Source organism: Amycolatopsis lurida, assembly GCF_900105055.1.
Classification (GTDB): domain Bacteria; phylum Actinomycetota; class Actinomycetes; order Mycobacteriales; family Pseudonocardiaceae; genus Amycolatopsis; species Amycolatopsis lurida.
This window is the reverse complement of the sequence record NZ_FNTA01000004.1, coordinates 1806378-1832372: the sequence shown is the minus strand read 5'-3', so window position 1 is coordinate 1832372 and position 25995 is coordinate 1806378. Positions and strand designations below refer to the sequence as shown.

Below are 25995 nucleotides of genomic sequence, written 5' to 3'. Positions count from 1 at the left end.
TCACTCGTCGTGATTTCACGGTTCATGAGTCCCCTTGCCCCAGGCACCGGCAGGTCGTGCCGGCTCGAAAGTTCCCGTGTTATAGGCAGACTCGCTTTGTTCCCGCCAGCACATACCGAAAGTTCGTCCTTTCAGCTCAGTCGAAAAGATGGGAAGTCGGGCGGAAACCGGGTGAACCTGGCGCGGGGTATTCCCAAACCGGCGTCGATGACGCAAGCTTGCGCGCCATGTGGACAGTGGGGGTGAGTGCTGCCTGGCGTGCCGCCTACCGGCGGTCCGTGCGGTCGGCCTTCGCGACGGTGCCGTTCTACCGGGAGCGCTGGGCACTGGACGGCAGAACGGATCCCGTGCTGGTGCCGGGTCGCACCGGGACGGACGGTGGCGCGGTGCCGCTGGCCGAGGCGGTGCACAAGATCGTCGACCTCGTGCCGCTCGCCGGTGGCTCACAACGAATCGAGTCGAGCCGTGGGCTGGGGCCGGTGCTGCGCAAGGCACGTTCGGTGACCGGGGACGCACTGGTCGTCGTGCTCGGCGGGGACGAGGTGCGGGCTCCGGTGGACCTGCCGCGCGGGGTTCGTTGCTGCGTGGTGGATCCCGACGTGCCGGCGTCGAGTGCGCTGGCGGAAGTGTCGGCCGAGCTCCGCCGCGGTCGTCGCGTGCTCGCGATCGGCGACGACAAACAGCTCACCGTCTTCGCGGCGGCGCTGCCCGAAGACCGTGCGTATCGGGTCGAATCCGTACCGCGACGAGAACTGGACACAATGGACTCCGGTCCGTACGGGGTGCTCCACGATCCGGCACTGGGTTACCTTGGCGCGATCGAGGATTGCGGCCGGTGGCATCTCGACTGGCCTCGCGTCTACGCGCGCCCGACGACGGGCGGTCTCGCGTTCACGCTGCTGCGGCAGGACTCCCCGCGGTTCGTGGACGTGCTCCCGGCGGGCGGCGTCCGTGGTGAGATCGCGTCGTGCCCGCGACACGGGACACCGGTCGTGCTCACGTGATGGCGACGATGAAGGTGGCGGCCCGGAGCACCGCGTTCGAGGTCGAGGTGCTCGATCCGCGGAGCGCGGCCGAACCCGAGGGCTGGGGTGGTTTCCTGCGGCGGGCGCGGTTGTGGCCGGTGTGGGAGTTCGACGTCTTGCGCCGGGAAGCCTGGATGGCGAAGAACCCCGCGGTGCTCGCGGTGCTCCGCCGGAACCGGACGATCGTCGGCGCGTTCACCGTGATGGTGTGCCGGAGCTGGCGGGCGGGTGACTTCGCGCCGCTGTCCGTCCTCGGTGGACGGTTCCGCCCGCGCTGGGCGGAGGCCTACCTCTGGCAGCTCAGCGGGTATCCCGCCGGAGTGCTCGACGAGCGGCTGGACGAGACCGAACGGCGGGAAGTGGTCCGCCGGTTCGAGCGCGCGCTGTGCGCCCACCTCGGTCCCGGCCTGCTGGGCGTGATCTACCGCGCGATGAACCCGGAGCTCCTCCCGGCGCTGGACGGCCGCGGCCGGATGTCCCGCGAGATCGACCCGGCCGCCGTGCTGGTCAACGAGTACTGCACTGTGGACGAATGGGAACGGTCGCTCGGCGACGGGATCCGGAAGACCCTGCGCGACCTGCGTGAAGACGGGGAGCTGCGTACCGAGGCGGCGCCTTCCCGCCGGGATCTGGACTGCCACGAACTGGCCGTGATGCTCAACGCCCACCGGTCCAGGCAGGACGACCGCGCCTGGGCCGGGGGGCAGCGGTCGCGGTTCGGCGGGCTGCACATGGACACGCGCAGCCCGATCGCACCGTCCTATCTGGACGCACTCGTCCGCCGTCCGGACGTCGTCACCCGTACCTACCGTGACGGATCCGGGCGGTTGCTGGGATTCGGCACGGTGTTCGACGCCGAAGACGGCTGCGCGCTGCACCAGTGGGCCGCGCTGCCGAGCGTGGCCGGCGGACGGAAAGGGCTCTATGTCGACTTCTACGCCAGGGGAGTGGAGCACATGATCACGCACCGGCGCCCCGAACTGACCGCCGGCCGGGCGATGCTCGAGAACAAGACGCCGCTCGGCTTCGGCACCAGGTCCCTGGTGTCGGTCGCCGTGCCGAGACCGGTGCTGGGCCGATGACCTGGGACGTGCGGGTGCTCGACCCGCGGACCGATCCGGAACCCGACGGCTGGGCGGGATTCCTCGTCGCCCAGCAGGCCCCGGTTCCCTGGGACTACGGGTTGCTGCGGGTGGAGTCGCGCTTTTCCCGCAGCCCCACCGTGCTCACCGTGATCAGTGCTGGAGGCGAGATCGTCGCCGCGGTGCTGGCGATGCTGTGCGCCCCGGTCTCCCCGGACCGTCCCGGTGCGGTGCGCGGCGTGGCGCGGCTCGGACCGCGCTGGGTCGAGGTGCAGCACGCGTGGCTTTCCGGATATCCGCCGTGGCTGTTCGCGGACGGTGTCGACGCCGCCGACCGGAGGGAGATCATGCGCCGGTTCGAGCGCGCCGTCTGCCGCTACACCGGACCCGGTTGTCTCGGCGTCCTTTACCGGACCGTCGAGCCGGAATCGCTCGGCATGCTGGCCGGACGGGGCAGGCCCGTGCGCGACACGATGCCGACGTCGGTACTGGAGAACAGGTTCGTCGACGTCGACGGGTGGCTGGCGTCCCTGCGCCGGAGCAGGCGGCTGAGCCTGCGCAGCCAGTCGAAGAAGATCGCCGCCGACCCGGACGTGATCATCCGCACCCAGGCCGCCCGCACCGACCTCGACGCCCGGGAACTGGCGACCCTGCTGCGGGAGCACCGTGCGCGGATGGGACCGGTGAAGTTCGACCGGCGCGGTCCGGTCACCGCCGAATACCTCGGCGAACTCGTGCGCAGACCCGACGTGATCACCTCGACCTACCACGACGGCGACGGCAGGCTGCTGGCGTTCACCAACGTGCTCGACCATCCCGTCGCGCCGCTGCACCAGCACTGGGCCGCGCTGGCCCCCGAAGAGGGACGGCCGAAGCATCTTTACTTCGAGGCTGTCGTCCGGAATGTGCGCTACATGATCGAAGGCAACCGGAAGTCCCTGTCGATGGGGCGGGGGCTGACCGACCTCAAGGCGACCCTCGGTTTCCAGCCGGTCCCGCTGCTCGGGGTCATCGTGCCGAGACCGGTGACGCGATGGTGATCGAGGTGCTGGACCCCCGCCGTGATCCGGAGCCCGCCTATTGGAAGCCGTTGCGGGCCAAGGCAGGCCTGCGCGCGGATTGGAGCTGGGAGGTGCTCACCACCCAGGCGTGGGCGGCGCGCACCGAACAGCCGGTCACGGTCCTGCTCGAAGACGGGGAACCGCGTGGCGTGGTCAGCTCCGCTTGGGTCACCGGACTCACCAGGCGGCACCGGTTCGCCCGACCGACGGGACGCGGCCGCATCGGCGGGCTCGACGTCCGTGCCCCCGGTTCAGGGGCGATGCCGGGCTGGTGGTTCGACGGCACGGACGAGGACGGCGGCGTCGGCATGCTGCTGGATTCGTTCGTCCCGGCCATGCGCGCGGAACTCGGCTTCGGGCTGCGCGCACTGTTGGTGCGCCAGGTCGGCGAGTCCGGAGTGGACAGTGTCCGCGGCGGGCTGAAGATGGTGCGCCGGACCGAGGACGTCGCGGTCCTCGACGTCTCGCCGTTCTCGAGCCGGGACGACTGGATGAACTCGCTGGCGAGGAAACGCAAACAGAACCTGCGCAAGATCTTCCGGACCTTCGATGCCGACCCGTCGATCGAGGTTCGCGTGCGGCCGGGTGCCGAGGCAGATCCGGTCGAGATCGCGGAACTGCTGCGGTACAACGAATCCAAACACCACGACGTGCCGATCGTGCCGCTCCCGGCGTTCGTGGGCTACGTGGGCGTCCTCCTGCGGCAGCCGGATGTACACGTCATCGAGTACCGCGAGACGGCCACGGGCCGGGCGATCGCCGTCGCGACCCTTCTCGACCACCCGACGCTGCCGATCGCCCGCCACTGGGCGGCGCTGCCACCGGAACTCGGCGGACGGCCCAATCTGTACTTCCACTTCTACGGCGAAACGGTGCGGTGGGCGGTGGAGACCGGGCGGCCGCGGGTGGTGTTCGGGAAGAAGATGTCGGAGATGAAGGCTTCGCTGGGGGCGCAGCTGGTGCCGCAGTACGCGGCGGCGGTCGCGCTGCTCTGAGCTGGCCCGACCGTCACGCGTGATCAGACGGACGACACGCGTGACTGGATGGACGACACGCGTGATCAGACGGACGACACGCAGGGACATTCACGGGGCGGTGGAGGCCAAGCCACGCAAGAAAAGATCGATCGCGAACTCGAAGCGTTCCTGAGCCGTCTCCGCGGTGAAGTACTCACCCGAAGCCAGCAGGTTCGGGAAGGCGCCGGGCGGGAACGACGTCATGTACTCGACCATCCGCTTGCCGCGTTCCTCCTGTTCGGCCAGGTCGATGTCGCCGTGTTGCCAGCCCGCGCCTTCGTACGCGAAAGCCTTGGCGTAGAGCCATAACGCGTCCGCGGCGAACAAGGCACGCTTGAGGTCGAGGCCGCCCGCGCGCAGCACCGCGAGCATCGCTTCGGCCTGCTGCAGGGCGTTCGCGCCGACCGGGACGGGGATGGCCCACGCGATCTTGGCGATCCCCGGTACCGACGTGAGCGCGCGCACGTTGTCGCGCAGCAGTTCCTTCGCCTGTTCGACCCATCGCTGCGGATCGGGCTCCGGGAACGGGCCGAAGGCGAGGACATGGTCGACCATCAGCTCGTGGAGCTCTTCCTTGTTCGCCACGTGGGCATAGAGCGACGCCGGGCCGGTCTCCAGCGCCTGGGCCACGCGCCGCATGCTCACCGCCTCCAATCCCTCGGTGGCGAGGAGGTCCAGTGCCGTCTTCACCACGAGCTCCTGGGACAGCACGGGTTTCTCGGCGCGACGCCGGGGCCTGCTCACTTCGTTCGCCTCCTGGTCCGGGGTTCGCCGGAACTCTACTTGACGCGAACACTGTTCGCCTGTAGAACGGTGTTCGTCAAGCGAACGGTGTTCGTCTAACTGGAGGAATCATGACCGATCGACAGGCCGAAGTCCTCGCCGTGCTGGGCAAACTCGCCGACGCGTGGAACGACGGCGACGCGGCCGCGTATGCGTCGCTCTTCACCGAAGACGCCGACTACGTGACCTTCTTCGGGATGAACATGCCCGGGCGGGCGGTGATCGAAAGCGCGCACCGGTCGCTGTTCGAGGGGCCGCTCAAGGGATCGAAACTGGTGGCGGGCGGCGGCGAGTTCAAGGTGCGGTTCGTCCGGCCGGACGTCGCGATCGTCGTGTCCGGCGGCGGATCGTCGCTGTCGGACCACAAGCCGGAGCCGGGCCGCGAGTCGACGCTGACGTACGTCTTCGTGGAGGAGCCCGATGGCTGGCGCGTCGCGTCCTTCCAGAACACCCGGGTGAGCGATCCGGCCGCGAGGGCTTCGTGAAGCTCATGGTCGAGGTGTCCGGTGTGGTCCCGGCGCCGGTAACCGAGGTCTTCACCCGGCTCGCGGCGACGTTGCGGGCCCAGCCGTACAACCCCGGCTTCGAGCTGGACGCCGAGCGTCGTTTCCTCGCCCAGCAGGGTGGCTGGTGGTATCGCGGCGAGTACACCGTCGAGGAGGATCCCGTCGGCGCCCGGGTGACCCACCGGGTGTACAACGTCGCCACCTGGAGCCGCTGGGCGGTTCCCCTGGCGAACCGGTTCTTCGTCGGCTTCGCCGACCAGGTCGGCGACGGGTTCGATCGGATGCTGGGAGACCTGGCCCGGCCCGACGGCGAGAGGCGTACGCTCGGTTAGGTTCGCCTAACCCAGGAAAGGAAGTGTGCATGGCCGAGGCGCGGAGAGCGGTGTCGGCGACCCGGCTGCGGGTGCTGCGCACCGAGCGGATCACCCCGCATATGGTCCGGATCGTCGCCGGGGGCGAAGAGATCGCCTCGTTCCGGCCCAACGAATTCACCGACGCCTACGTCAAGGTGCACTTCCGCGTGCCCGGCGTCACCTATCCCGAACCGTTCGACCTGGCCCGCGTCCGCGAAGAGCTGCCGCGCGAGCAGTGGCCGCGGATGCGCTCGTACACCGTCCGCGCCTTCGACCCGAACCTCGGCGAGCTGGTGCTCGACTTCGTCCACCACGGTGACGAGGGCGTCGCCGGGCCGTGGGCCGCCGCCGCGAAACCGGGCGACGAACTGCTCATCTCCGGACCCGGCGGGGCGTACGCGCCGGGCGAGGAGGCCGACTGGCATCTGCTCGCCGGGGACGAGAGCGCCCTGCCCGCGATCGCCGCTTCCCTCGAGGCGATGCCGGCCGGTGTGCCCGTGCACGCGTTCATCCTCGTGGAGGACGCCGCCGAAGAGCAGTCGCTGACCACCAAGGGCGACGCGCGGATCACCTGGTTGCACCGGAGCCGGGGCGACGACCTCGCGGCCGCCGTCCGCGCGCTCGACTGGCGTGAAGGTGTCGTGCAGGCGTTCGTCCACGGCGAGGCCGGGTTCGTCCGGGACCTGCGGCGTCATCTGCTGGAGGACCGGGGCATGCGGCGCGACCTGCTGTCGATCTCCGGATACTGGCGGATCGGGAAGACCGACGAGGCGTGGCGACTGGAGAAACAGGCCGAGCGGAACGCGTAGCCTCGGTCGCATGATCGAGCTGAAGGTGGACGTCGACCCGGCCGAGGTGGGTTTCGACGCGGAGCGGCTGCGCCGGATCGACCAGCACTTCGACGGGTATCTGGAGCGCAAGCGGCTCCCCGGGTATCTGGCCGTGGTGACCAGGAACGGGAAGGTCGCGCATCTCGCGTCGAACGGGCAGCGTGACATCGAGGCCGGGCTGCCGGTCGAGACCGACACGATCTGGCGCGTCTACTCGATGACCAAGCCGGTCACCTCGGTCGCCGCGATGATGCTGGTCGAAGCGGGGCTCATCGACCTCAAGGACCCGATCTCGCGCTGGCTGCCGGAGTTCTCGGAACCGCGGGTCTTCGCCGGGGGCTCGTCGGTGAAGCAGGCGACCGTGCCCGCCGCCGAACCGATCCGCCTCTGGCATCTGCTCACCCACACCGCGGGCCTGACCTACGGATTCCACCGCACGCATCCGGTCGACGCGCTCTACCGTGAGGCGGGGTTCGACCTCGGCACCGCGCCGGGGCTCGATCTGGCGGGGGTTTCCGAGGCGATCGCGCGGCTGCCGTTGCTGTTCCAGCCGGGCTCGGAGTGGAACTATTCGGTCGCGACGGACATCCTCGGCAGGCTCATCGAGGTCGTCTCCGGTCAGCCGCTCGACGTCTTCTTCGCCGAGCGGATCTTCGCCCCGCTCGGCATGCACGAGACGGGGTTCCAGGCCGCCGCCGGCGATCTCGACCGGCTGGCCGCGCTCTACGTGCCGCATCCGGTCACCAAGGAGCCGTTCCGCCACGACGAGCTGGGCAACGTCGGCCGCGTCGCGCCCTCGTGCTTCTCGGGCGGTGGCGGACTGGTCTCCACGGCGGGTGACTTCCACCGGTTCGCCCAGATGCTGGTGCGCGGTGGCGAACTCGACGGCGTCCGGCTGCTCGGCCCGCGCACGGTGCGGCTCATGGCGACCAACCACCTGCCCGGCGGCGCCGACCTGGAGACCTGCGGCCGGACCGGGTTCTCCGAGGCGCCGTACGACGGTTTCGGCTTCGGGCTGGGCTTTTCCGTGCTCGACGACCCGGTGAAGGCCAAGACCCTGGCCAGCGCCGGGGAATTCGCCTGGGGCGGCGCGGCGAGCACCGCGTTCTGGGTCGATCCGGACGAGGACATCACGGTCCTGTTCTTCACCCAGTTGCTGCCCTCTTCCACCTACCCGATCCGCGTCGAATTGAGGAACCTGGTGTACCAAGCCTTGGTCGACTGAGGGGGAGCCATGCGCCGGATCGTGGTGGTCGGGGCCGGTCAAGCCGGCCTGGTCCTGGCCTTGGGCCTGCAGCGGCACGGATACGCCGTCACGGTGGTCACCGACCGCGACGCCGAAACGATCCGCGCGGGCAGGCTGATCTCGAATCAGTGCGTGTTCCATCCCGCGTTGACCCGGGAACGCGCGCTGGGCATCAACTTCTGGGACGGACAGGCCCCGGAGATCCTCGGCGCGTCGTTCGGGCTCGCCGGGGACACCCCGGAGCCCGCCGTCTCGTGGCAGGCCCGGTTCGACCATCCCGCGCAGTCGGTCGACCAGCGGGTGAAGGTGTCCGCCTGGCTGACCGCCTTCACCGAACGCGGCGGCGAGGTGCGGATCGGCAAGGTGACCCCGGACGGGCTGGAGGAGTACGCCCGCGAATTCGACCTCGTGCTGGTCGCGGCCGGACGGGGACCGCAGTTCGACGCGCTCTTCTCGCGTGACGACGCACGTTCCCCGCACCGCGAGCCGCAGCGCACCATCGGGATCCTGTACCTCGTGTCCGGCCGGGACGAACCGCTTCCGGTGTATCCGGGCCTGACATTCGGGCTCTCCCCGGCCGGTGAGCTGTTCGGGCTGCCGATCCAGTCCGTGCGCGGACCCGTGTTCGGTCTCGGGTTCTTCGGGGTGCCCGGCGGCCCCATGGACGTCTGGGACGGCGTCACCGACGTCGGCGAACACTTCGAGATCGCGAAAACGGTGCTGCGCAGGCAGTTCCCGTGGGTCGAGGAGTCACTCGCCGACGCCCGCCCCAGCGGACCGCTGGACGTCCTGCGCGGCCGGGTCCTGCCGATCGTGCGCGACCCGGTCGGGACGCTGCCGTCGGGGGCGAAGGTCCTGGCGATGGGTGACGCCGCGGTGACGAACGACCCGATCGCCGGACAGGGCGCGAACATGGCGGCGCACGCGGCCGCGGTCTACGAACGGCGCATCCTCGACCACGGCGACCGCCCGTTCGACGAAGCGTTCTTGCGCGGTACCTTCGCCGAATACTGGGAAAAGGCACAGCACGCGACCCGGCTGAGCAATGATCTGCTCGGTCCGCCGCCGGATCACGTGCTGGCCACCCTGGAAGCCGCGCAGACGGCGCCCGAGGTGGCGCGCCGGTTCGCGAACATCTTCTCCGACCCCGCCGACTACGCCCGTTGGCTCACCGACGAGGACACCGCCCGGGCCTACCTGGCGTCGAACGGCGCGTGATCCGGGGCGCACACGGTGCCGCGCGCCGGAAGGCGTCCGTGGGACAGATAGGCGTCGACAGCCGCGTCGACACAGGCGCTGCGGTTCAACGCGCCGTGTCCCCAGGCGTCCAGCGTCAGGAGCCGGGCGTTGCCGAGGATGCGTTCGGTCCGCTTCGCCCCGGCATACGGCGTTTCGGGGTCGCCCTTACCGTTGGCCAGCAACAGGATCGGCGCGGTCGGCCGGTTCCACGGTCCCGTGTACCGCGCCGGATCGGAGGCGGGCCAGGAGGCGCACGGGAGGGAGAGATACGTGTCGTACGAACCGAAACCGCGGCTTTCCCGGTCGGCCGTGCGGGCCGCGCGAGGCCAGGCGGCCGGGTCACGCGGGTTCGCGGTGTCCGCGCAGATCGTCCCGCCGCCGCCCATCGCGGAATCGAAAGGCGTCGCGATGGCCTTCGCCGCACCGGGTTTCGCCGCGGACTGAAGGAATTCCGCCAGTGCGGGGGAGCGGGCCTCGTCGATCAGCGCGTTGTGGGTACGCCGGATGACCTCCTGATAGGTGACCGGTCCCGGCGTGGCTTCGAGCCGATCGAGGAGCGCGTCGTACTTGGCTCGCAAGTCCTTCCCCGGCTCGCGGAACGCGCACCGGGTGTCGGCCGCACACGCGTCGAGGAACGCCTGGAGCGCGCGGTCCGCGTCCCGGAATCCGCCTAGCCGGGTGCTGAACGGGACGTTCGCGTCCTCCGGGCGGTGCCCGGTGGACCAGGCGATCGGATCGTTGACGGCGTCCAGCGCCAAGGCACCGACGCGATGCGGGAACAGGTTGGCGTACACCTCGCCGACATAGGTGCCATAGGAAAGCCCGTAATAGCGCAGGCGGTGCTCACCGACGGCTTCGCGCATCCTGTCGAGGTCCCTGGCGACGTTCGCGGTCGACAGGTGGCCGAGCAGCGGCCCGGCGTTGCGGCCGCAGGACGCGGTGACCTCGCGAGCGTCGGCGAAATGCCGGGTCTCCTGCTCCGCGGTGATCGGGAAGTTGCCCAGGATTCGTTTGAGCGGCTCGGTTTCCGCGTCGGAAGTGAAGCACCGGACCGGTGTGCTGGCGCCGATACCGCGCGGGTCGAAGCCGACGATGTCGAACTGCCGGTGCAGGGCGGGGGTCTGGAACTTGCTGAAGCGGCCGTGGTTGCCGGGGCCGCCGGGATTGGTGAAGAGAGTGCCGCGTTTGTGCTTCTGGTCCGTCGCCGGCAGACGGCCGAGCGCGATCTTGATCCGAGGTCCGCCCGGGTCCTGATAGGACAACGGGACCTCGATCTCGGCACAGTCGTAGCCCGGTGGCGAGCCGGACGGGCAGGGGCCCCAGGCGAGACCTTTCGGCGCGGCCGAGACCGCGGGCGCGATCGTGACGGCGGCGAGTGCGGTGAGAGTGAACACAGTGGCGATGCGGATTCTGGTCACCCGGCCAGCGTCCCGCCTCGCGGGCGCGCGATCCCTGGTGCTCGTACCCGGAAGAATGGTGGGGTACGCCCCTCCATGTTCAACATATAGCGCACCGGGGGGCTTGCGGCAAGACCCCGGTGGTGCCGCAGAATCCTCGGCCGTAGCAAGAACAGGCCGAACAGGAGTGAAGATTTGACGGACGTCGACGTGATCATCGTGGGTGCCGGCCCGACCGGTCTGATGCTGGCCGCCGAACTTCGGCTGGCCGGTGCGCGCCCGCTGGTCCTGGAACGGCGGCCGGAACAGGGGACGACTCCGAAGGCCCACGGGCTCAGCGGGCAGATCCTGGACCTGCTGCACTATCGCGGTCTGCTGGACCGGGTGCGGGGGCTCGTCACCGACCCCGTCCAGCCGCACCGGTTCCCGTTCGGTGGGGTGCACGTCGACCTCACCCGGTTCGAGGAGCCGCCGCTGAAGGCGCTTTCGGTACGGCAGCAGTCGTTGGAGCGGCTGCTCGAGGAGCACGCCATCGAGCTCGGCACGGAAGTGCGTCGCGGCCACGAGGTCGTGGGGCTGCGCCAGGACGACGAGTCGGTGACCGCCGAGGTGCGCGGCCCGGACGGATCGTACGAGGTCACCGCCCCGTACCTGGTGGGCTGCGACGGCGGGCGCAGCCCCGTCCGCTCGATGGCAGGGATCGGCTTCCCCGGCACCACCTACCCCGAGGTCAACCGGATCGGGCAGGTCAAGATCCCCGACGGGCTGACCGTCCACGACAACGGCGACATCGAGACGCCGGAGCTGGGCCGGATCGAGGCGGGCTTCACCCGCACCGACACCGGCGTGTTCGCGCTCGGTTCGCTGACACCGGGGATCGTGTTCATCCAGACGACGGAGGACGATCCCGGCGAGCTCGACGACGACGTGCCGATGACCCTGGCCGAACTCGGGGACAGCATCCGGCGGGTACTCGGCGGGGACGTACCGCTGGGTGACCCGGTCCGGCTCTCGCGCTACCAGTTCTCCGCACGCCAGGCGGAGCGCTACCGCGAAGGGCGGATCCTGCTGGCGGGTGACGCGGCCCACCTGCTGCCCTCGACCGGCACGGCGATCAACGTCGGCATGTCCGACTCGGTCAACCTGGCGTGGAAGCTGGCCGCGGAGATCCAGGGCCGGGCGCCGGAAGGACTGCTGGACACCTACCACGCGGAACGGCACGCCGCCGGTGCGCGAGCGCTCCTGCAGTCCCGGGCGCAGGTCGCGTTGCGCCGCGGGCACGACGAAGCCGCCGAAGCGCTCCGCGCGGTCTTCCAGGAACTGCTGGACGACGAGCAGGCCGCGCGACGGCTGTCCGCCCACGTCGCCGGGACGGACACGCGCTATCCGATGCCGGGCTCCGGGCACCCGCTCGCCGGCATGTTCGTCCCGGATCTCGCGCTGGAGACCGACGAGGGCCCGACCAGCGTCGCCGAGTTGCTGCGGACGGCGCGGCCGGTCCTGCTCGACCTCGCCGGGCGGCCGGAACTCCGCGAACTCGCACAGGGACGTGTGGACGTCCACACCGCGAAGGCCGAGGACCGGCCCGCCGACGTCCTCCTGATCCGCCCCGACGGCTACGTCGCCTGGGCGGGCGACACCGACGCGGACGGACTGCGTGAGGCCCTCGCCACCTGGTTCGGCTGACCCCCCACGCAATCAGTCACCTACTTGCGTTGGTTCGCGCGCAAGTAGGTGACTGATTGCGAGTCGTCAGCGGTTGATGACCTCCGAGCCGTAGCGCTTCAGGGTCTCCTCGCGCTGGTCGTGCATCAGGTACAGCGAGAACTGGTCGACACCGAGCGAAGCCAGCTCCTCCAGGCGTTCCACGTGCGCCGAAGACGGCCCGAGCAGGCAGAACCGGTCCACGATCTCGTCCGGGACGAACTCGGTCGACGGATTGCCCGCCCGCCCGTGGTGCGAGTAGTCGTAGCCCTGCCGCTCGCGGATGTAGTCGGTCAGCTCGCGGGGCACCGGTCCGGAATCGCCGTACCGCGCCACGAGATCCGCGACGTGGTTGCCGACCATCCCGCCGAACCAGCGCAACTGCTCCCGCTGATGCGCCAGATCGTCGCCGACGTATGCCGGGGCCGCGAGACAGATCGTGATCCCGGCCGGATCCCGTCCCGCCGCGCGCGCCGCCTCACGGACGGAGCCGATGGTCCACCGGGCGATCGCGGGATCGGCGCACTGGAGGATGAAGCCGTCGGCGTGCTCGCCGACCGTCTTCAGCGCCTTCGGCCCGTATCCCGCCATCCACATCTCAAGCCTGCCGTTGCGGATCCACGGGATCTGCACCGGCTTGTCCCGCAACAGGACCTCGCGTCCTTCCGCCAGTTCCTTGACCACGTGCATGCAGTCGCGCACGGTGACCAAAGTGGACGGTGGCATGCCGACCACCCGGTGCGCCGAGTCGCCGCGGCCGATCCCGCAGACCGTCCGGTTGCCGTACATGTCGTTGAGCGTGGCGAAGGTCGACGCCATCACCGACCAGTCCCGGGTGGCCGGGCTGGTCACCATCGGGCCCACGATCATCGACGACGTCGCCGCCAGGATCTGCGAGTAGATGACGAACGGTTCCTGCCACAGCACGCACGAGTCGAATGTCCAGCCGTAGCGGAAACCCTGGTCCTCGGCGGCCTTCATCAGCCGCACCAGGTCGCGTGCGGGCGGATCGGTCTGGAGAACAATTCCGAAGTCCACGGCCACCGCCTCAGTTCAGGTACTGGTTCAGATCGCGCGAGAGGAATTTCCCGTGCGTCGTACTGCCCGAGAAGCCGGACGGCGACACGACCACGCGGCCGCGGGACAGCACCGTCTCGACCTTGCCGGTGATCTCCATCCCTTCGTAGGCCGAGTAGTCGACGTTCATGTGGTGCGTCTCGACCGACAAGGTCTGCTTCGCCGCGGGGTCGTAGACGACGATGTCCGCGTCCGAACCCGCCGCGATGACCCCCTTGCGCGGGTACAGCCCGAACATCCGCGCCGGGGTGGTCGAGCAGGTCTCGACCCAGCGGCCGAGGGTGAGCTCACCCGCCACGACACCCTGGTGCAGCAGGTCCATCCGGTGTTCCACGCCGGGGATCCCGTTGGGGATCGCGCGGAAGTCACCGCGGCCGAGTTCCTTCTGGTCCTTGAAACAGAAGGGACAGTGATCCGTCGACACCACCGAGAGATCGTTGGTGCGCAGTCCTCGCCACAGATCCGCCTGATGCGACTTATCGCGCAGCGGGGGAGAGGCGACGTACTTCGAACCCTCGAAATCCGGTTTCGCCAGATCTTCGATGGACAGGTAGAGATACTGCGGACACGTCTCCGCGAAGACGTTCTGCCCGGTGTCGCGCGCTTCCGCGACGGCGGCCAGCGCCTGCGACGCCGACAGGTGCACGATGTACAGCGGCGCCCCGGTCACCTTGGCCAGCTGGATCGCGCGCGACGTCGCCTCGCCCTCCAGCTCCGGCGGCCGGGTGAGGCCGTGCTGCACCGGGTCGACCTTCCCGGCGGCGAACGCCTGCGCGGCCAGCTGGTCGATCGCGATGCCGTTCTCCGCGTGCATCATGATCGTCGCGCCGATCTCGCGCGCCTTCTGCATGGCCAGCAGGATCTCGCCGTCCGTGGAGTAGAACACCCCCGGATACGCCATGAACATCTTGAAGCTGCCGACCCCGCCGTCGACGCAGGCCTGCATCTCCTTCAACGAAGAGTCGTTGACGTCGGAGACGATCATGTGGAAGCCGTAGTCGATGGCGCAGTTGCCGTCGGCCTTCTCGTGCCATTTGTCCATAGTGGACAGCAGTGAGGTGCCCTTTGCCTGGACGGCGAAGTCGATGATCGTGGTCGTCCCGCCCCACGCCGCCGCCGTCGTCCCGGTGCCGAAGGTGTCGACGGAATGCGTCCCGCCGAACGGCATCTCCATATGCGTGTGCGCGTCGATACCGCCGGGCAGGACGTATTTCCCGGTGGCGTCGATGACCGAGTCGGCGGGCCCGAGCGTGCCGGGGGCACCGACGGCCGCGATCGTCTCGCCGTCGACGAGGACGTCCGCCGCCGAAGCGCCCGCCGTGGACAGCACCTGCCCGCCGCTGATGAGGGTGGTCATCACGCCTCCGCGAGGGGTCCGTAGCTGTCGGGACGCCGGTCTCGGTAGAAGGCCCACAGATCCCGTACTTCGGCGAGTTTCGCCATGTCGAGGTCGCGGACGACGATCTCCTCCTCGGTGTCGGACGCGGCTTCGCCGACGAGCTGGCCGCGGGGGTCCGCGAAATACGACTGACCGTAGAAGTCGTTGTCCCCCAAGGGTTCCACGCCGACGCGGTTGATCGTGCCGACGTAGTACTCGTTCGCGACGGCGGCCGCGGGCTGCTCCAGCCGCCACAGGTACTCCGAAAGGCCCCGGCTGGTCGCCGAGGGGTTGAACACGATCTTCGCGCCCGCCAGGCCCAGCGCGCGCCAGCCTTCCGGGAAGTGCCGCTCGTAACAGATGTAGACGCCGATGCGGCCGACTGCGGTGTCGAACACCGGGTAGCCCATGTTCCCGGGCCGGAAGTAGAACTTCTCCCAGAAACCCTTCACCTGCGGGATGTGGTTCTTGCGGTGCTTGCCGAGGTAGGTGCCGTCGGCGTCGATCACCGCGGCGGTGTTGTAGTAGACGCCGGGCTGCTCGACCTCGTACATCGGGACGACCAGCACGACGCCGTGGCGTTCGGCAACCTCCTGCATGAGCTTTGTCGTGGGCCCGTCGGGGATGCCTTCGGTGTAGGAGTAGTAGTCGGTGTCCTGCACCTGGCAGAAGTACGGGCCGTAGAAAAGCTCTTGCAGGCAGACGACCTGCGCGCCCTGCGAAGCGGCCTTGCCGATGGCTTCGACCGCGTTCGCGATCATGGACTCCTTGTCACCCGTCCACCGCTGCTGGATCAATCCGGCTCGGACCACGTCGCTCACTTGCATCCTCCTCGATTTCGGTGGTGCGCTTGCGTTCGGGCAGGGACAGCAGCAGGTAGACGACGAAAGCGCCCGCCAGGCCGACGACCCAGTTGTAGTCGTAGAGCGGTTTCAGCAGCGGGATCAGCCCGTCGGCGGGGAACGGCCCGCCGTACGCGCCGCCGACCGCGAGGACGGCACCGACCAGCGTCGCGACCAGCGCCCGCCAGTTCCAGCCGCCGTTGAACCAGTAGATGCCGCGTTCGGTGTAGAGATCCCGCAGGCTGAGGCGCGTGCGGTTGATCACCCAGTAGCCGGCGACGAGCACCCCGGCGACCGCGCCGAGCAAGCCGCCGTAGAAGCCGAGCCACGCGAAGATGTAGATGTTCGGATCGGAGTAGAGCCGCCACGGCTGGATGAGGATGCCGATGATGCCGGTGATCAGCCCGCCGACGGCGAAGGTGATCTTCTTCGGGAACGCGTTGGAGAAGTCGTAGGACGGGCTGACCACGTTCGCCGCGAGGTTCGCCGACACGGTCGCCAGCACCAGCGCGATCAGCGCGACCACCACGACGACCGGGGAGTCGAACCGGTCGGCCAGTTTCGCCGGGTCCCAGATCTGCTCGCCGTAGAGGACACTGCCGCCCGAGGTGGTCAGGATGGCCACGATCGCGATGAACGTCATCGTGGTCGGCAGGCCGAGGATCTGGCCGCGGACCTGTTTGCCCTGGCTGCCGCCGAACCGGGTGAAGTCCGGCATGTTCAGCGAAAGCGTCGACCAGAACGCGATCATCGCCATCAGCGCCGGGGCGAACACCTTCCAGAAGTCCGGCCCCCAGCCGAGTTTCCCGGGTTCGGCCAAGATCGGGCCGAGGCCGCCCGCCTTGATCAGCACGTAGCCCAGCAGGATCAGGAAGCCGACCGAGACCAGCGGCGCCGTCCAGTTCTCGAACTTCCGGACCGCCTCCATCCCGCGCCAGATGATGAGCATCTGGATCACCCAGAACACCCCGAACGACAACCACAGCGTCCAGTGCTGGCCGAGGACGACGGTGGAGTTCTTCCAGCCGGATCCGGCCAGCCGCCCGACGATGATGTAGATCGCCTCGCCGCCGACCCAGGTCTGGATGCCGAACCAGCCGCACGCGATGAACGCCCGCAGCAGCGCCGCCAGGTTCGCGCCGCGCATCCCGAAGAAGGCGCGGGCGAACACCGGGAAGGGGATTCCGTACTTCGTCCCGGCGTGGCTGTTGAGCAGCATCGGGATCAGCACGATCAGGTTGCCGATGGTGATCGTGAGCAGTGCCTGGACCCAGTTCATCCCGAGCGCGATCAGTGACGCCGCGAGCGCGTAGGAGGGGATGTTGTGCGCCATGCCCATCCACAGCGCGAAGTAGGTGTACGTGGTCCAGGTCCGCTTTTCGACCGGGACCGGGGCGAGTTCTTCGTTGTAGAAGCGGCTGTCCTTCAAGGACTCGACCTCGCCGAGTTCCACCCGGCCATCAGGATGCACGTGCTGCGTACCGCGTGCCGTCGGCTCCATTGCGGAATCGTGCTCGCCCGCGCCGCGCGGGTGGGACTGGCAGACTGTTCACTGTTGAGGGCGTCGGAGCGCAGACTGTCGATTGCATTCGCGGGCTCCTGGTGCATGACCTGCGTCACACACACGGACGTAGTAATCCGGCAAACCGGCCGAAACATCTCCACAGGATCTCCACAGCGCACCCGGATGGTCTCCACGGCCGGTGCTTACAGTCATCCCCATGGAACTGGGAGGACGCCGGGTGCTGGTCGTCGAGGACGACGCGACCATCGCCGAAAGCATCGCCGCGCGGCTGCGGGCCGAGGGATTCACCGTGGACCTGGCGCACGACGGCCCGTCCGGCGTCGAGACCGACGCCGAGCGCGAACCGGATCTGGTGGTGCTCGACGTGATGCTGCCGGGGTTCGACGGGCTCGAGGTCTGCCGCCGGATCCAGGCCCGCCGCCCGGTCCCGGTGCTGATGCTGACCGCCCGGTCGGACGAGACGGACATGCTGATCGGTCTCGGCGTCGGCGCGGACGACTACCTCACCAAGCCGTTCTCCATGCGGGTGCTCTCGGCACGGGTGCACGCGCTGTTGCGCCGCGTCGAACGAGCGGCCAGGACCGACGTGAGCGACGCCGGCACGAAGATCGTCCTCGGTGACCTCGAAATCGACGTCGACCAGCGGCGCGTCACGCGCGCGGGCAACCAGGCCCAGCTGACGCCGATCGAGTTCGACCTCCTCGTCCACTTCGCCAAGCGCCCGAGGGCGGTGCAGCCGAGAGAACGCCTGCTCAGTGAGGTCTGGGACTGGGACGTCGCGGGCACCGGCTCGGGCACCCGCGCGGTCGACAGCCACATCAAGGCGCTGCGCCGCAAACTGGGCGCGGACCTCATCCGCACCGTGCACGGCGTCGGCTACGCCCTGGAGGTGGGATCGTGAAGCTGCGCCCGCTGCTCGGCCGCGTCGTCGACGCGCTCCCGAGACCGCTCGACGCGGTCCGTTCCATCAAGCTCAAGCTCGCGATCCTCCTGGTGTCCTCGGGCGGTATCGCGTTCGCCTTCTTCAACTGGCAGATCGGCTGGCTGCCGCCGCGGACCACGATCGCCGCGATGGTGCTCGCCGTGGTCACCTCGCAGATCCTGGCGCACGGGATGACCAGGCCGCTGCGCGAGATGACCGCCGCCGCCCGCGCGATGGCCAAGGGCGACTACACCCGGCGGGTCCGGGCGACCGCCCGCGACGAGGTCGGGGAGCTTTCGCACGCCTTCAACCAGATGGCCGCCGACCTCGATGCCTCGGATCAGCGCCGCCGCGAGCTGATCGCGAACGTCTCCCACGAACTCCGCACGCCGATCACCGCGCTGAACGGGGTGCTGGAGAACCTCGTCGACGGCGTCGCCGAACCCGATCCGGCGACGTTGAAGACCGCGCTGCAGCAGACCGAACGGCTCGGCAGGCTTGTTTCGGAACTTCTGGATCTCTCGCGGATCGACGCGGGCGCGTTCCCGTTGCAGCTGGAGGAGTTCGATCTCGAACTGCTGCTGGAGGAGGTCGCCACCGAAGCGGGGGCCACCGGCCGCGGAGTGCGTTTCTCCGTCGATGTCCAACCGCCCGGCGCGACGGCCGTCGCCGACCGCGGGCGGCTCTACCAGGTCGTGGTCAACCTGCTCGACAACGCCGTCCGGCACGGCCCGGCGGGGGGAGAGGTCCGGGTGCGGGCGGAGGCCCGCGAGGCCGACGTCGTCATCGAGGTCGAAGACGAAGGCCCCGGGATCCCGCCGGGTGAGCGGGACAGCGTGTTCGAGCGGTTCACCCGCGGCGAGCGGGCGGGCGGCGGGGGCACCGGTCTCGGTCTCGCGATCGCGCGGTGGGTGGTCGACCTCCACGACGGCAGCATCGCCGTGGTCACCCCCGACCAGCGGCCGGGCTGTGTCATCCGCGTCGTGATCCCCGTTCCGTATGGCTGAAGGGGACTTTCCCCGCATGTGATGGGGCGAAAGCGTCCTTCACCGCATGAGATGAGGTGAAGGGGCCCTTCAGCCCTCCTCGCACCTCGATATGTGCTTTCGCAAACTGGAGGATTAGATGAGCGAAGACCGAGAAGACCGGCAGGCGCACGCGTCGCCCCCGTCGGCGACCACCACGTTGCCGGCCGCGCCCCCGCTCCCGGTGCTGATGCGGCCCCGCGTGCCGCCCAAGTCGGCGATCGTCCCGTTGCCCGGCTCCGTCTTGCCCGCGGCCGTCGCGGCCGGGCTGATCGCCGCCTTCGCCATGCCGGACGAGCCCGGAGCCGGCTGGTTCGTGGCCGGGCTCGCCTTCGCGGTGGCCGTCTACTTCGCCGACAAACGCGCCCGCGGCGACGCCGAACCGCATTTCCGTCTGGTCAACGCGGTCTGGGCGGCGGCCGCGCTGGGGCTGCTCGCGGTCGGCATGTTCCGGGCGTCGGTGTGGCTGAACGTGTTGTGCGTGCTGGCCGCCCTCGTCGCCGGATCCCTCGCCGTGGTCGGGAAACGCACGATGAACACGATCATCTACGACGTCTTCGCGGTCCCGATCGAAGCGCTGCTTTCGCTCCCGTGGATCGGGCGCGGGCTCGTGAAGCTCGGCAAGAAACAGGAAGGCCGCGCGAAGCCGAGGTTCCTGGTGCCGGTGCTGACCAGCGCCTTGCTGCTGCTGGTGTTCGTGCCGCTGCTGCGCGGCGCGGACGCCGCGTTCGCGAACGTCGTCGACGCGGTGATCCCCGAATTGAGCCCGGGAACGTTCGTGCGCTGGGGATTCTTCTTCGCCGTGGCCGCGGTCGCCGTGACCGGGGCGTGTTACCTGCTGGCGGCGCCTCCGCTGCCGGCGGACGACGACGCGCCGCGCAAACGCCTGGCGCACCGGCTCGAATGGACGTTGCCGCTGGGGGTGCTGGTGGCGCTGTTCACCAGTTTCGTCGTGGTCCGCCTGGTCGTGTTGTTCGGCGGCACCGAATATGTCCTGGCCACGAGCGGCCTGACCGCGGCCGAATACGCCAGGAGCGGGTTCTGGCAGCTCTCCGCCATCACCGTGCTGACCCTGCTGCTGGTCGCCGCCGCGCTGCGGTGGGCACCGAAGTCGTCGGCGGCCGACCGCGCCTGGCAGCGCGGGCTGCTCGGCGCGTTGAGCGTGCTCAGCCTGGTGCTGGTCGCGTCGGCGTTGAGTCGCATGTGGACATATCAGCAGGCGTACGGGTTCACCGTGCTGCGGCTGCTGGTCGAGGTCTGCGAACTCTGGATCGGCCTGATCTTCGTGCTGGTGCTGGTATCCCTGATCCCGCTGCGGTCGGCCTGGCTGCCGCGCGCGGCCATCGGAGCCGCCGTCGCGGCGCTGCTCGGGCTGGCCGTCCTCGATCCGGAACGGTTCATCGCCGACCGCAACATCGACCGGCTCGCACACGGCAAGACGCTCGACACCGGTTACCTCTCAAGGTTTTCCGCCGACGTCGTGCCCTCGGCCGACCGGCTTCCGGAGCCGCTGCGGTCCTGCGTGCTCAGACCGGTCGTGACGGGAATTTCGGAAGATGATTGGCGCGAATGGAACCTGAGCCGGTCCCTCGCGCGTCAGACCCCCGTTGCCGCGAAGGACGGGATCGGGTGCCGGTACCTGCCCCGTTCTTGAGTCGTGACACCACGGCCTTGATCGCCCTCGTGGGGGTGAGGGCGATCAAGGCCGCGGTGAACGGCGCCGCCGGGCCACCGAGGGGGAGGCCCGGCGGGCAGAGGGTGAAGTCTTTCGTGCCAACGGTTCGGGGCGACCGCGTGACGGTGTCGGCTGGGCGTGGTCAGAAGGTGAAGACGCCTGCCGACTCGGCGTCGGCGACGCAGCGGTTGGCGTACGAGGTGCGGTAGGTGACCGGTTCACCGCGCCATTTGCCGACCGCGGAGACGTCCACCGGGGCGTACTCGAGGGTGCAAGCCCGCGGTTCCGGGCGGAGCCGGTCGAACTCTCCGTCCACTTCGGACAGTTTGGCGCAGGCGTTCCCGCGCCCGGGGTGGGAGCCCCCGGTGGGTCCGCAGGTGAGCGAGACGGTGCCGACCCGGCCCCTGGTGTCGTGGCTGGTCAGCTGCAACGTGGATTCGGCGGGGTGCGCCGGTGCCATACAGGCCAGCGCGAGTACGCAGGCGCTGATCGGTTCGAAGAAAGCCATATCAACCCTATCGGCTGACGTGACCCGGTCACTGTGTTCCACGCTCGGGTGATATTTGCTCACTCGGACGTGTGGTCGTCGGCTTTTCGAATGTCGTGCGCGAGCAAAGCGACATAAAGCGAGAGCATCGACTCCGGATCTTCGAGCCGTACCCCGAGGACCTGCTCGATCCTGGCCAGCTGCTGGTAGTAGGCGGTGCGGGAGGTGTGCGCGGCGGCGGCCGCCGCGGACTTGTTGCCACCGTGCTCGCAGTAATGCCTCAACGCCTGGACGAGTCTGCTGCCCTGTGCGGCGTCCCGGTTCAGGAGCGGGCCGAGCTCCCGCGCGGCGAACGCGGTGATCCGTTCGTCGCCCGCCAGCAGATGCAGCAGTCCGCGCAACCGGACGTCGTCGAGCCGGTGGACCACCCGGTCGACGTTCTCGGTGAGCGCCGCGGCGGCGACCTGCGCGGCTTCGACGAGCGTCCGGCGCGCGTCGGCGGGCCCGCCGCCCGTGGTCCCGACCGCGACCACGGCGGGCGCCCCGGCGCGGGCCTCGTGGACGTCGTTCGCCAGCCGCTTCAGTACCGCGTCGACCCCGGCCTCGGGCGACAGCGCGATCAGCGCGCGCACCTGGGTGTCGTCGGTGGCCACCAGCGCGGACACCTTGGCGTGCCGGGCGGCGAGCACGGTCGCCTCGGCGAGTTCCCGCAGCAGCACCGGAGTCGACTGCGCGGTTTTGGCGGTCACGGTGATCCGTGGCCGCACGGAGACCCCGACGAGCAGCCGTCCCGTCAGCGGGACACCCAGCGCCGAGGCCCGCGCGGTCAGCTCGGCGGGCGGCACCGGGTTCGCCAGCAGTTCGGTCAGGATCGCGCGGTGTGCCTGGCGTTCGAGGGAGTCGGTGTCCTTGGCGACCAGCCGGTGCACCGCGAGCGCGGACGCCGCGCGTTCGGCGACCACGACGTGCCGGTGCGGCGGCGGATCCCCGCAGACGACGACCAGCCGCCCCCAGTCGTGCCCGCGCGCGCCGACCACGGTGATCAGCCAGCCCGCGCCCGGGTGGTAGCCGGTCCGCTCGCCGACCTGTACCGGCCGCGACCGGGACGGCCAGCCGGGCAGCAGTTCGCCGGGGTCGGTCCCCGCCGTGTCGTAGGCGAGGACCTCGTGCGACAGCGTCTCCAGTACGACGGGATGTTCGGTGAGCCTCGCGACCTCGCGCAGGATGTCGCCGGGTTCGGCGCCGGCGACCGTCAGCGCGGTGAAGGTCTCGTGGACCCGCTCCGCCGCGCGGAGTTCGTCGACCTGGGCATCGACGATCAGCCCGTTCACCGCCTCCGTGACCGACACGAAGCGCGTCTCGCGGGAAAGGGTGATCAGCGGGACACCGTGCCGGTCGGCGGCGTCGACCAGCGCGGGCGGCAGCTTCTCGCTCCAATGCCGGACCAGTTCGACGACGATCCCCGCGACTCCGACACCGGCCAGATCGGCGACGTACCTGGCGAGCGCGGCGCCGTCGTCGGGCAGCGCGACCCCGGTGGTGAGCACGAGTTCCCCGCCCCGCAGCAACGGGGCGATGTCCGCGACTTCGGCGACGTGCGCCCAGCGGACCGGCGCGTCCAGCCCCGCCGCCCCCGCCACCACATGGGGCCTGCCCTGACGCAGCACCGGCAGCGCGAGCACTTCGGCGACGGTCGGGTACATCGGCCTCCCACCCGGTTCGGCAACGCTGGAGACAGACTGTACGGCCGGGGCCGGGAGTCCGTACACGTTGCCGATGGCGTCGGTGTGGCGCACGCGCCCAGACTCGACCGGGAGCAGCACCGGCGATCAGGAGGGCGGAACCCGTGACCGACCGCATCACCCATTGGATAGACGGCAAACCGTGCGAAGGCGTGAGCGACCGATCCGGGGACGTGTTCGATCCGGCCACCGGCCGGGTGCGGGCGAAGGTCGCCTTCGCCGCGCAGGACGACGTCGACGCCGCCGTCGCGGCCGCGTCCCGGGCGCTGCCGGGCTGGCGCGGGACGTCGCTGGCCGGGCGGACGCGGGTGCTGTTCGCCTTCCGTGAGCTGCTTTCGGCGCGGCGTCACGAGCTGGCGAAGATCGTCACGAGCGAACACGGCAAGGTCGAATCCGACGCGGCGGGAGAGATCGCGCGCGCGATCGAGAACGTCGAGTACGCCTGCGGCGCCGCGCAGCTGCTCAAGGGCGGGTTCAGCGAGAACGCCTCCACCGGTGTCGACGTCTACTCGATCTCGCAGCCGCTGGGCGTGGTCGGCGTGATCTCGCCGTTCAACTTCCCGGCGATGGTCCCGCTGTGGTTCGTCCCGAACGCGCTCGCCTGCGGCAACACCGTCGTGCTCAAGCCGAGCGAGAAGGATCCGTCCGCGGCCGTGTTCATCGCGGAACTGTTCGCCGAGGCAGGCCTGCCCGACGGCGTCCTCAACGTCCTGCACGGCGACAAGGTGGCCGTCGACGGGCTGCTGGAGCACCGCGACGTCAAGGCGATCTCGTTCGTCGGCTCGACGCCGATCGCGAAGTACGTCTACGAAACCGGGACCAGGCACGGGAAACGCGTGCAGGCGCTCGGCGGCGCGAAGAACCACATGGTCGTGCTCCCGGACGCGGACCTCGACCTCGCCGCCGACGCGGCCGTCTCGGCGGGCTTCGGCTCGGCGGGGGAGCGGTGCATGGCGGTGTCGGTCGTGGTCGCGGTCGATCCGGTCGGCGACGAACTGGTCGCGAAGATCGCCGAGCGGATCAAGCGGCTGCGCGTCGGCGACGGCATGCGGCCCACTTCGGAGATGGGGCCGCTCGTCACCGCCGCCCACCACGAACGCGTCGAGTCCTACGTCGGGGCGGGGGTCGACGCGGGCGCCCGGCTCGTCGTCGACGGCCGCGGCGTCGAGGTCGACGGCGAGGACGGCGGGTTCTGGCTCGGCCCGACACTGTTCGACCACGTCACGCCCGAGATGTCGATCTACACCGACGAGATCTTCGGGCCGGTGCTGGCGGTCGCGCGGGCCGACGGATACGACGCGGCGCTGGAGCTGATCAACGGCAACCCCTACGGCAACGGCACCGCGATCTTCACCAACGACGGACGCGCTGCGCGGCGGTTCCAGAACGAGGTCGAGGTCGGGATGGTCGGCGTGAACGTGCCGATCCCGGTGCCGGTCGGCTACTACTCGTTCGGCGGGTGGAAGGACTCGCTGTTCGGCGACAGCCACGCGTACGGGCCGGAGGGGTTCCACTTCTTCACGCGGACGAAGGTCGTCACCTCGCGGTGGCCGGACCCCTCGCAGGGCGGGGTGAACCTCGGGTTCCCGCGCAACAGCTGACGGCAGCGCGCGGGTGAAGGCCTCCTTCACCACCCTGAGGTAGGGAAGGAGGCCTTGACGGCCGCGGTGGGACCGGAAGAGTCAGAACCGGCCGCAGTTGCCGGTGCCGGCTTGCCCGTTGAACGCGCCCTTCAACCACGCGGTCGCGTCACCGGGCGCTGCCGTCATGCCCAGCGCGTGGGAGAAGAACGGCGTCAAGGACGGCAAATCCTTCCACTGGACGTTGGCGCCCTTGTCACACCAGTCCTTCGCCATCCGCTTGCCGACGGCGGCCGGGATGACGTCGTCCATCGTGCTCTGTTCGACCATGACCGGCATGGCGGGCTTGATGGTGCCGATCCGGTTCTCCGCCACGATCGCGTCGAAGGGCGGCTGGGCCAGGTAGGCGGACACGGGCTTGCCGTCCTTCGTCAGCGAGCTCGACTGCTTGTACATGAACTGGAGGACCGCGTTCATGGTGCAGGTCCGGCGGGCCTGCAGGAACAGTTCGGCACCGGTCGGGTTGGCCAGGTTCATCAGCTTGGCCTCGGGGTAGGCCTGGTTGATTCCGATCAGGGCGTAACCGAGGAACCCGAAGTACATTCCGCCGTCGAGCGACTTCGACAGCGCCGCCTTGTCCGCGGGCGGCGCGCCGGAGTAGACGCCTTTGACGTTCAGTTCGGGCGCGTAGGTGGCGGCGAGTTCGGCGGCGGCCGCGGCGGCACTGCCGCCCTCGGAGTAGCCGGCGATGCCGACCGGGCCACGGGCGGGCAGGCCGGTTCCGGGCAGCCGCTGCGCGGCGCGGATGACGTCGAGCACGGTGTGCGCCTCGGACAACCGGACGACGTACGGGTGATCGCCGCTGCCTTCCACCCACGGTCCGATGTAGTCGGTCTGCGCCACGGCGAACCCGGCACCCAGCAGAGCGTCGACGAAACCGCCTTGGAAACCGGAGACCAGATCCGAGGCCCCCTCACCCGCGAGGGTCTTGGAGGGAGCGCAATCCGGTCCCATGCCGAAGGTGAAGGGCGCGTAGGCCACGATCGGCCGTTCGCCGGGACCGCTCCACGGGTTGTCCGGCACGAGAACCGTGCCACTCACCGCGACTTGCTTGTCCTTGTTGTCCCGGGACAGATATTGGATCCGGGTCGCTTTCGCGCCGTTGTAGGTCGAAGGCTGTGACTTGACCACGTCACCGTTCTCGCCGGCGGGAAGTGGTGAAGACAAGGTGTATACCGAATTCGTGTCCGCGCTCGCTGGCGGGGCACCGACCGCCAAGGTCGCCGCCGTGCCCGCGGCGACCAACGCCGCGGTCATGGTGGTGACAAGGCCATGTCGGAAGGAAAGGGTCATACTGCACTCCACGATGAGTCGGAAAGCGGGGCCGGTCGACGAAATGCCTTGATCGCGGGAACTGTCGCGGTAGTGCCGGGACGAATTCCCGCACCTGACACAGATGGAAGACCTGCCCGCCATGGCCAGTCAATGGCCGATGACTCA

The 25995-nt window shown here is 69.5% G+C and carries 23 protein-coding genes; 14 read left to right on the top strand and 9 right to left on the bottom strand.

Annotated features, from left to right (window positions below; translation table 11 throughout):
* Nucleotides 1-278: 278 nt before the first annotated feature.
* Genes BLW75_RS13735 through BLW75_RS13720 form a run of 4 tightly spaced genes read left to right on the top strand, consistent with a single transcriptional unit; the run spans nucleotide 279 to nucleotide 4163 of the window.
* On the top strand, nucleotides 279-1004 hold the full coding sequence (locus tag BLW75_RS13735; RefSeq protein WP_034316438.1) for a hypothetical protein: 726 nt from the start codon (nucleotides 279-281) through the stop codon (nucleotides 1002-1004).
* Nucleotides 1004-2107, top strand: a complete 1104-nt coding sequence (locus tag BLW75_RS13730) for a hypothetical protein (RefSeq protein ID WP_034316359.1) — start codon at nucleotides 1004-1006, stop codon at nucleotides 2105-2107. The genes BLW75_RS13735 and BLW75_RS13730 overlap by 1 nt, the downstream gene beginning before the upstream one ends.
* Nucleotides 2104-3147 carry a hypothetical protein gene (locus BLW75_RS13725; protein ID WP_034316361.1) on the top strand — a complete coding sequence of 348 codons (1044 nt, stop codon included), beginning with the start codon at nucleotides 2104-2106 and terminating at the stop codon, nucleotides 3145-3147. Before BLW75_RS13730 ends, BLW75_RS13725 begins: the two co-directional genes overlap by 4 nt.
* Complete coding sequence (locus BLW75_RS13720; protein ID WP_091597559.1) at nucleotides 3141-4163, top strand: GNAT family N-acetyltransferase; 1023 nt, start codon at nucleotides 3141-3143, stop codon at nucleotides 4161-4163. The genes BLW75_RS13725 and BLW75_RS13720 overlap by 7 nt, the downstream gene beginning before the upstream one ends.
* Nucleotides 4164-4253: 90 nt before the next feature.
* On the opposite strand, the gene BLW75_RS13715 is transcribed toward BLW75_RS13720, so the two are convergent.
* The gene (locus BLW75_RS13715) at nucleotides 4254-4928 is read right to left on the bottom strand and encodes a TetR/AcrR family transcriptional regulator (protein ID WP_091597556.1); all 675 of its coding nucleotides are present in this window, start codon (nucleotides 4926-4928) and stop codon (nucleotides 4254-4256) included.
* A 110-nt stretch (nucleotides 4929-5038) separates the two neighbouring features.
* Between BLW75_RS13715 and BLW75_RS13710 the strand changes: the two genes are divergently transcribed.
* From BLW75_RS13710 to BLW75_RS13690, 5 genes are read left to right on the top strand one after another with little or no spacing between them, the layout of a single operon-like run.
* Nucleotides 5039-5452, top strand: coding sequence for an SgcJ/EcaC family oxidoreductase (locus tag BLW75_RS13710; RefSeq protein WP_034316363.1), 414 nt, complete (start codon nucleotides 5039-5041; stop codon nucleotides 5450-5452).
* 5 nt (nucleotides 5453-5457) lie between these two features.
* Nucleotides 5458-5805, top strand: a complete 348-nt coding sequence (locus BLW75_RS13705; protein ID WP_091599755.1) for a hypothetical protein — start codon at nucleotides 5458-5460, stop codon at nucleotides 5803-5805.
* A gap of 29 nt (nucleotides 5806-5834) precedes the next feature.
* A complete protein-coding gene (locus tag BLW75_RS13700; RefSeq protein ID WP_034316365.1) occupies nucleotides 5835-6635 on the top strand; it encodes a siderophore-interacting protein in 801 nt (266 codons plus the stop codon).
* 10 nt (nucleotides 6636-6645) lie between these two features.
* On the top strand, nucleotides 6646-7881 hold the full coding sequence (locus BLW75_RS13695; RefSeq protein WP_034316368.1) for a serine hydrolase domain-containing protein: 1236 nt from the start codon (nucleotides 6646-6648) through the stop codon (nucleotides 7879-7881).
* Between the two features lie 9 nt (nucleotides 7882-7890).
* Entirely contained in the window at nucleotides 7891-9120 is a 1230-nt protein-coding gene (locus tag BLW75_RS13690; protein ID WP_034316370.1) for a styrene monooxygenase/indole monooxygenase family protein, read from the top strand.
* Here the strand turns inward: BLW75_RS13690 and BLW75_RS13685 are convergent.
* Entirely contained in the window at nucleotides 9096-10559 is a 1464-nt protein-coding gene (locus BLW75_RS13685) for an alpha/beta hydrolase (protein ID WP_091597553.1), read from the bottom strand. The two genes, BLW75_RS13690 and BLW75_RS13685, sit on opposite strands and share 25 nt — an antisense overlap.
* Nucleotides 10560-10733: 174 nt before the next feature.
* Between BLW75_RS13685 and BLW75_RS13680 the strand changes: the two genes are divergently transcribed.
* Entirely contained in the window at nucleotides 10734-12224 is a 1491-nt protein-coding gene (locus BLW75_RS13680) for an FAD-dependent monooxygenase (protein ID WP_034316372.1), read from the top strand.
* A 66-nt stretch (nucleotides 12225-12290) separates the two neighbouring features.
* Here BLW75_RS13680 and BLW75_RS13675 read toward each other — a convergent pair whose 3' ends face one another.
* The 4 genes from BLW75_RS13675 to BLW75_RS13660 are packed head-to-tail and all read right to left on the bottom strand — an operon-like array spanning nucleotide 12291 to nucleotide 17040.
* Entirely contained in the window at nucleotides 12291-13280 is a 990-nt protein-coding gene (locus tag BLW75_RS13675; RefSeq protein WP_034316443.1) for a TIGR03842 family LLM class F420-dependent oxidoreductase, read from the bottom strand.
* 10 nt (nucleotides 13281-13290) lie between these two features.
* On the bottom strand, nucleotides 13291-14676 hold the full coding sequence (gene hydA / locus BLW75_RS13670) for a dihydropyrimidinase (RefSeq protein ID WP_034316374.1): 1386 nt from the start codon (nucleotides 14674-14676) through the stop codon (nucleotides 13291-13293).
* Entirely contained in the window at nucleotides 14676-15518 is an 843-nt protein-coding gene (locus tag BLW75_RS13665) for a nitrilase-related carbon-nitrogen hydrolase (protein ID WP_034316377.1), read from the bottom strand. Before BLW75_RS13665 ends, hydA begins: the two co-directional genes overlap by 1 nt.
* On the bottom strand, nucleotides 15469-17040 hold the full coding sequence (locus tag BLW75_RS13660) for an NCS1 family nucleobase:cation symporter-1 (RefSeq protein ID WP_034316379.1): 1572 nt from the start codon (nucleotides 17038-17040) through the stop codon (nucleotides 15469-15471). The genes BLW75_RS13665 and BLW75_RS13660 overlap by 50 nt, the downstream gene beginning before the upstream one ends.
* Nucleotides 17041-17281: 241 nt before the next feature.
* Between BLW75_RS13660 and BLW75_RS13655 the strand changes: the two genes are divergently transcribed.
* The 3 genes from BLW75_RS13655 (at nucleotide 17282) to BLW75_RS13645 (ending at nucleotide 20665) form a co-directional block, all read left to right on the top strand.
* The gene (locus tag BLW75_RS13655) at nucleotides 17282-17965 is read left to right on the top strand and encodes a response regulator transcription factor (protein ID WP_034316444.1); all 684 of its coding nucleotides are present in this window, start codon (nucleotides 17282-17284) and stop codon (nucleotides 17963-17965) included.
* The gene (locus BLW75_RS13650; protein ID WP_034316381.1) at nucleotides 17962-18993 is read left to right on the top strand and encodes a HAMP domain-containing sensor histidine kinase; all 1032 of its coding nucleotides are present in this window, start codon (nucleotides 17962-17964) and stop codon (nucleotides 18991-18993) included. The genes BLW75_RS13655 and BLW75_RS13650 overlap by 4 nt, the downstream gene beginning before the upstream one ends.
* A 118-nt stretch (nucleotides 18994-19111) precedes the next feature.
* Nucleotides 19112-20665: a DUF4153 domain-containing protein gene (locus BLW75_RS13645; RefSeq protein WP_034316383.1), complete on the top strand. Its 1554-nt coding sequence runs from the start codon at nucleotides 19112-19114 to the stop codon at nucleotides 20663-20665.
* A 163-nt stretch (nucleotides 20666-20828) separates the two neighbouring features.
* On the opposite strand, the gene BLW75_RS13640 is transcribed toward BLW75_RS13645, so the two are convergent.
* Together BLW75_RS13640 and BLW75_RS13635 are read right to left on the bottom strand one after the other, a co-directional pair.
* Nucleotides 20829-21194, bottom strand: a complete 366-nt coding sequence (locus BLW75_RS13640; protein WP_034316385.1) for an SSI family serine proteinase inhibitor — start codon at nucleotides 21192-21194, stop codon at nucleotides 20829-20831.
* 59 nt (nucleotides 21195-21253) lie between these two features.
* Nucleotides 21254-22876, bottom strand: a complete 1623-nt coding sequence (locus tag BLW75_RS13635) for a PucR family transcriptional regulator (protein WP_034316387.1) — start codon at nucleotides 22874-22876, stop codon at nucleotides 21254-21256.
* Nucleotides 22877-23019: 143 nt separating this feature from the next.
* Here BLW75_RS13635 and BLW75_RS13630 point away from each other — a divergent pair, with 143 nt between their 5' ends.
* Complete coding sequence (locus BLW75_RS13630; protein ID WP_034316389.1) at nucleotides 23020-24516, top strand: CoA-acylating methylmalonate-semialdehyde dehydrogenase; 1497 nt, start codon at nucleotides 23020-23022, stop codon at nucleotides 24514-24516.
* Between the two features lie 81 nt (nucleotides 24517-24597).
* Here the strand turns inward: BLW75_RS13630 and BLW75_RS13625 are convergent, their stop codons facing one another.
* Nucleotides 24598-25848: a lipase family protein gene (locus tag BLW75_RS13625; protein WP_091597550.1), complete on the bottom strand. Its 1251-nt coding sequence runs from the start codon at nucleotides 25846-25848 to the stop codon at nucleotides 24598-24600.
* Between the last annotated feature and the right edge of the window lie 147 nt (nucleotides 25849-25995).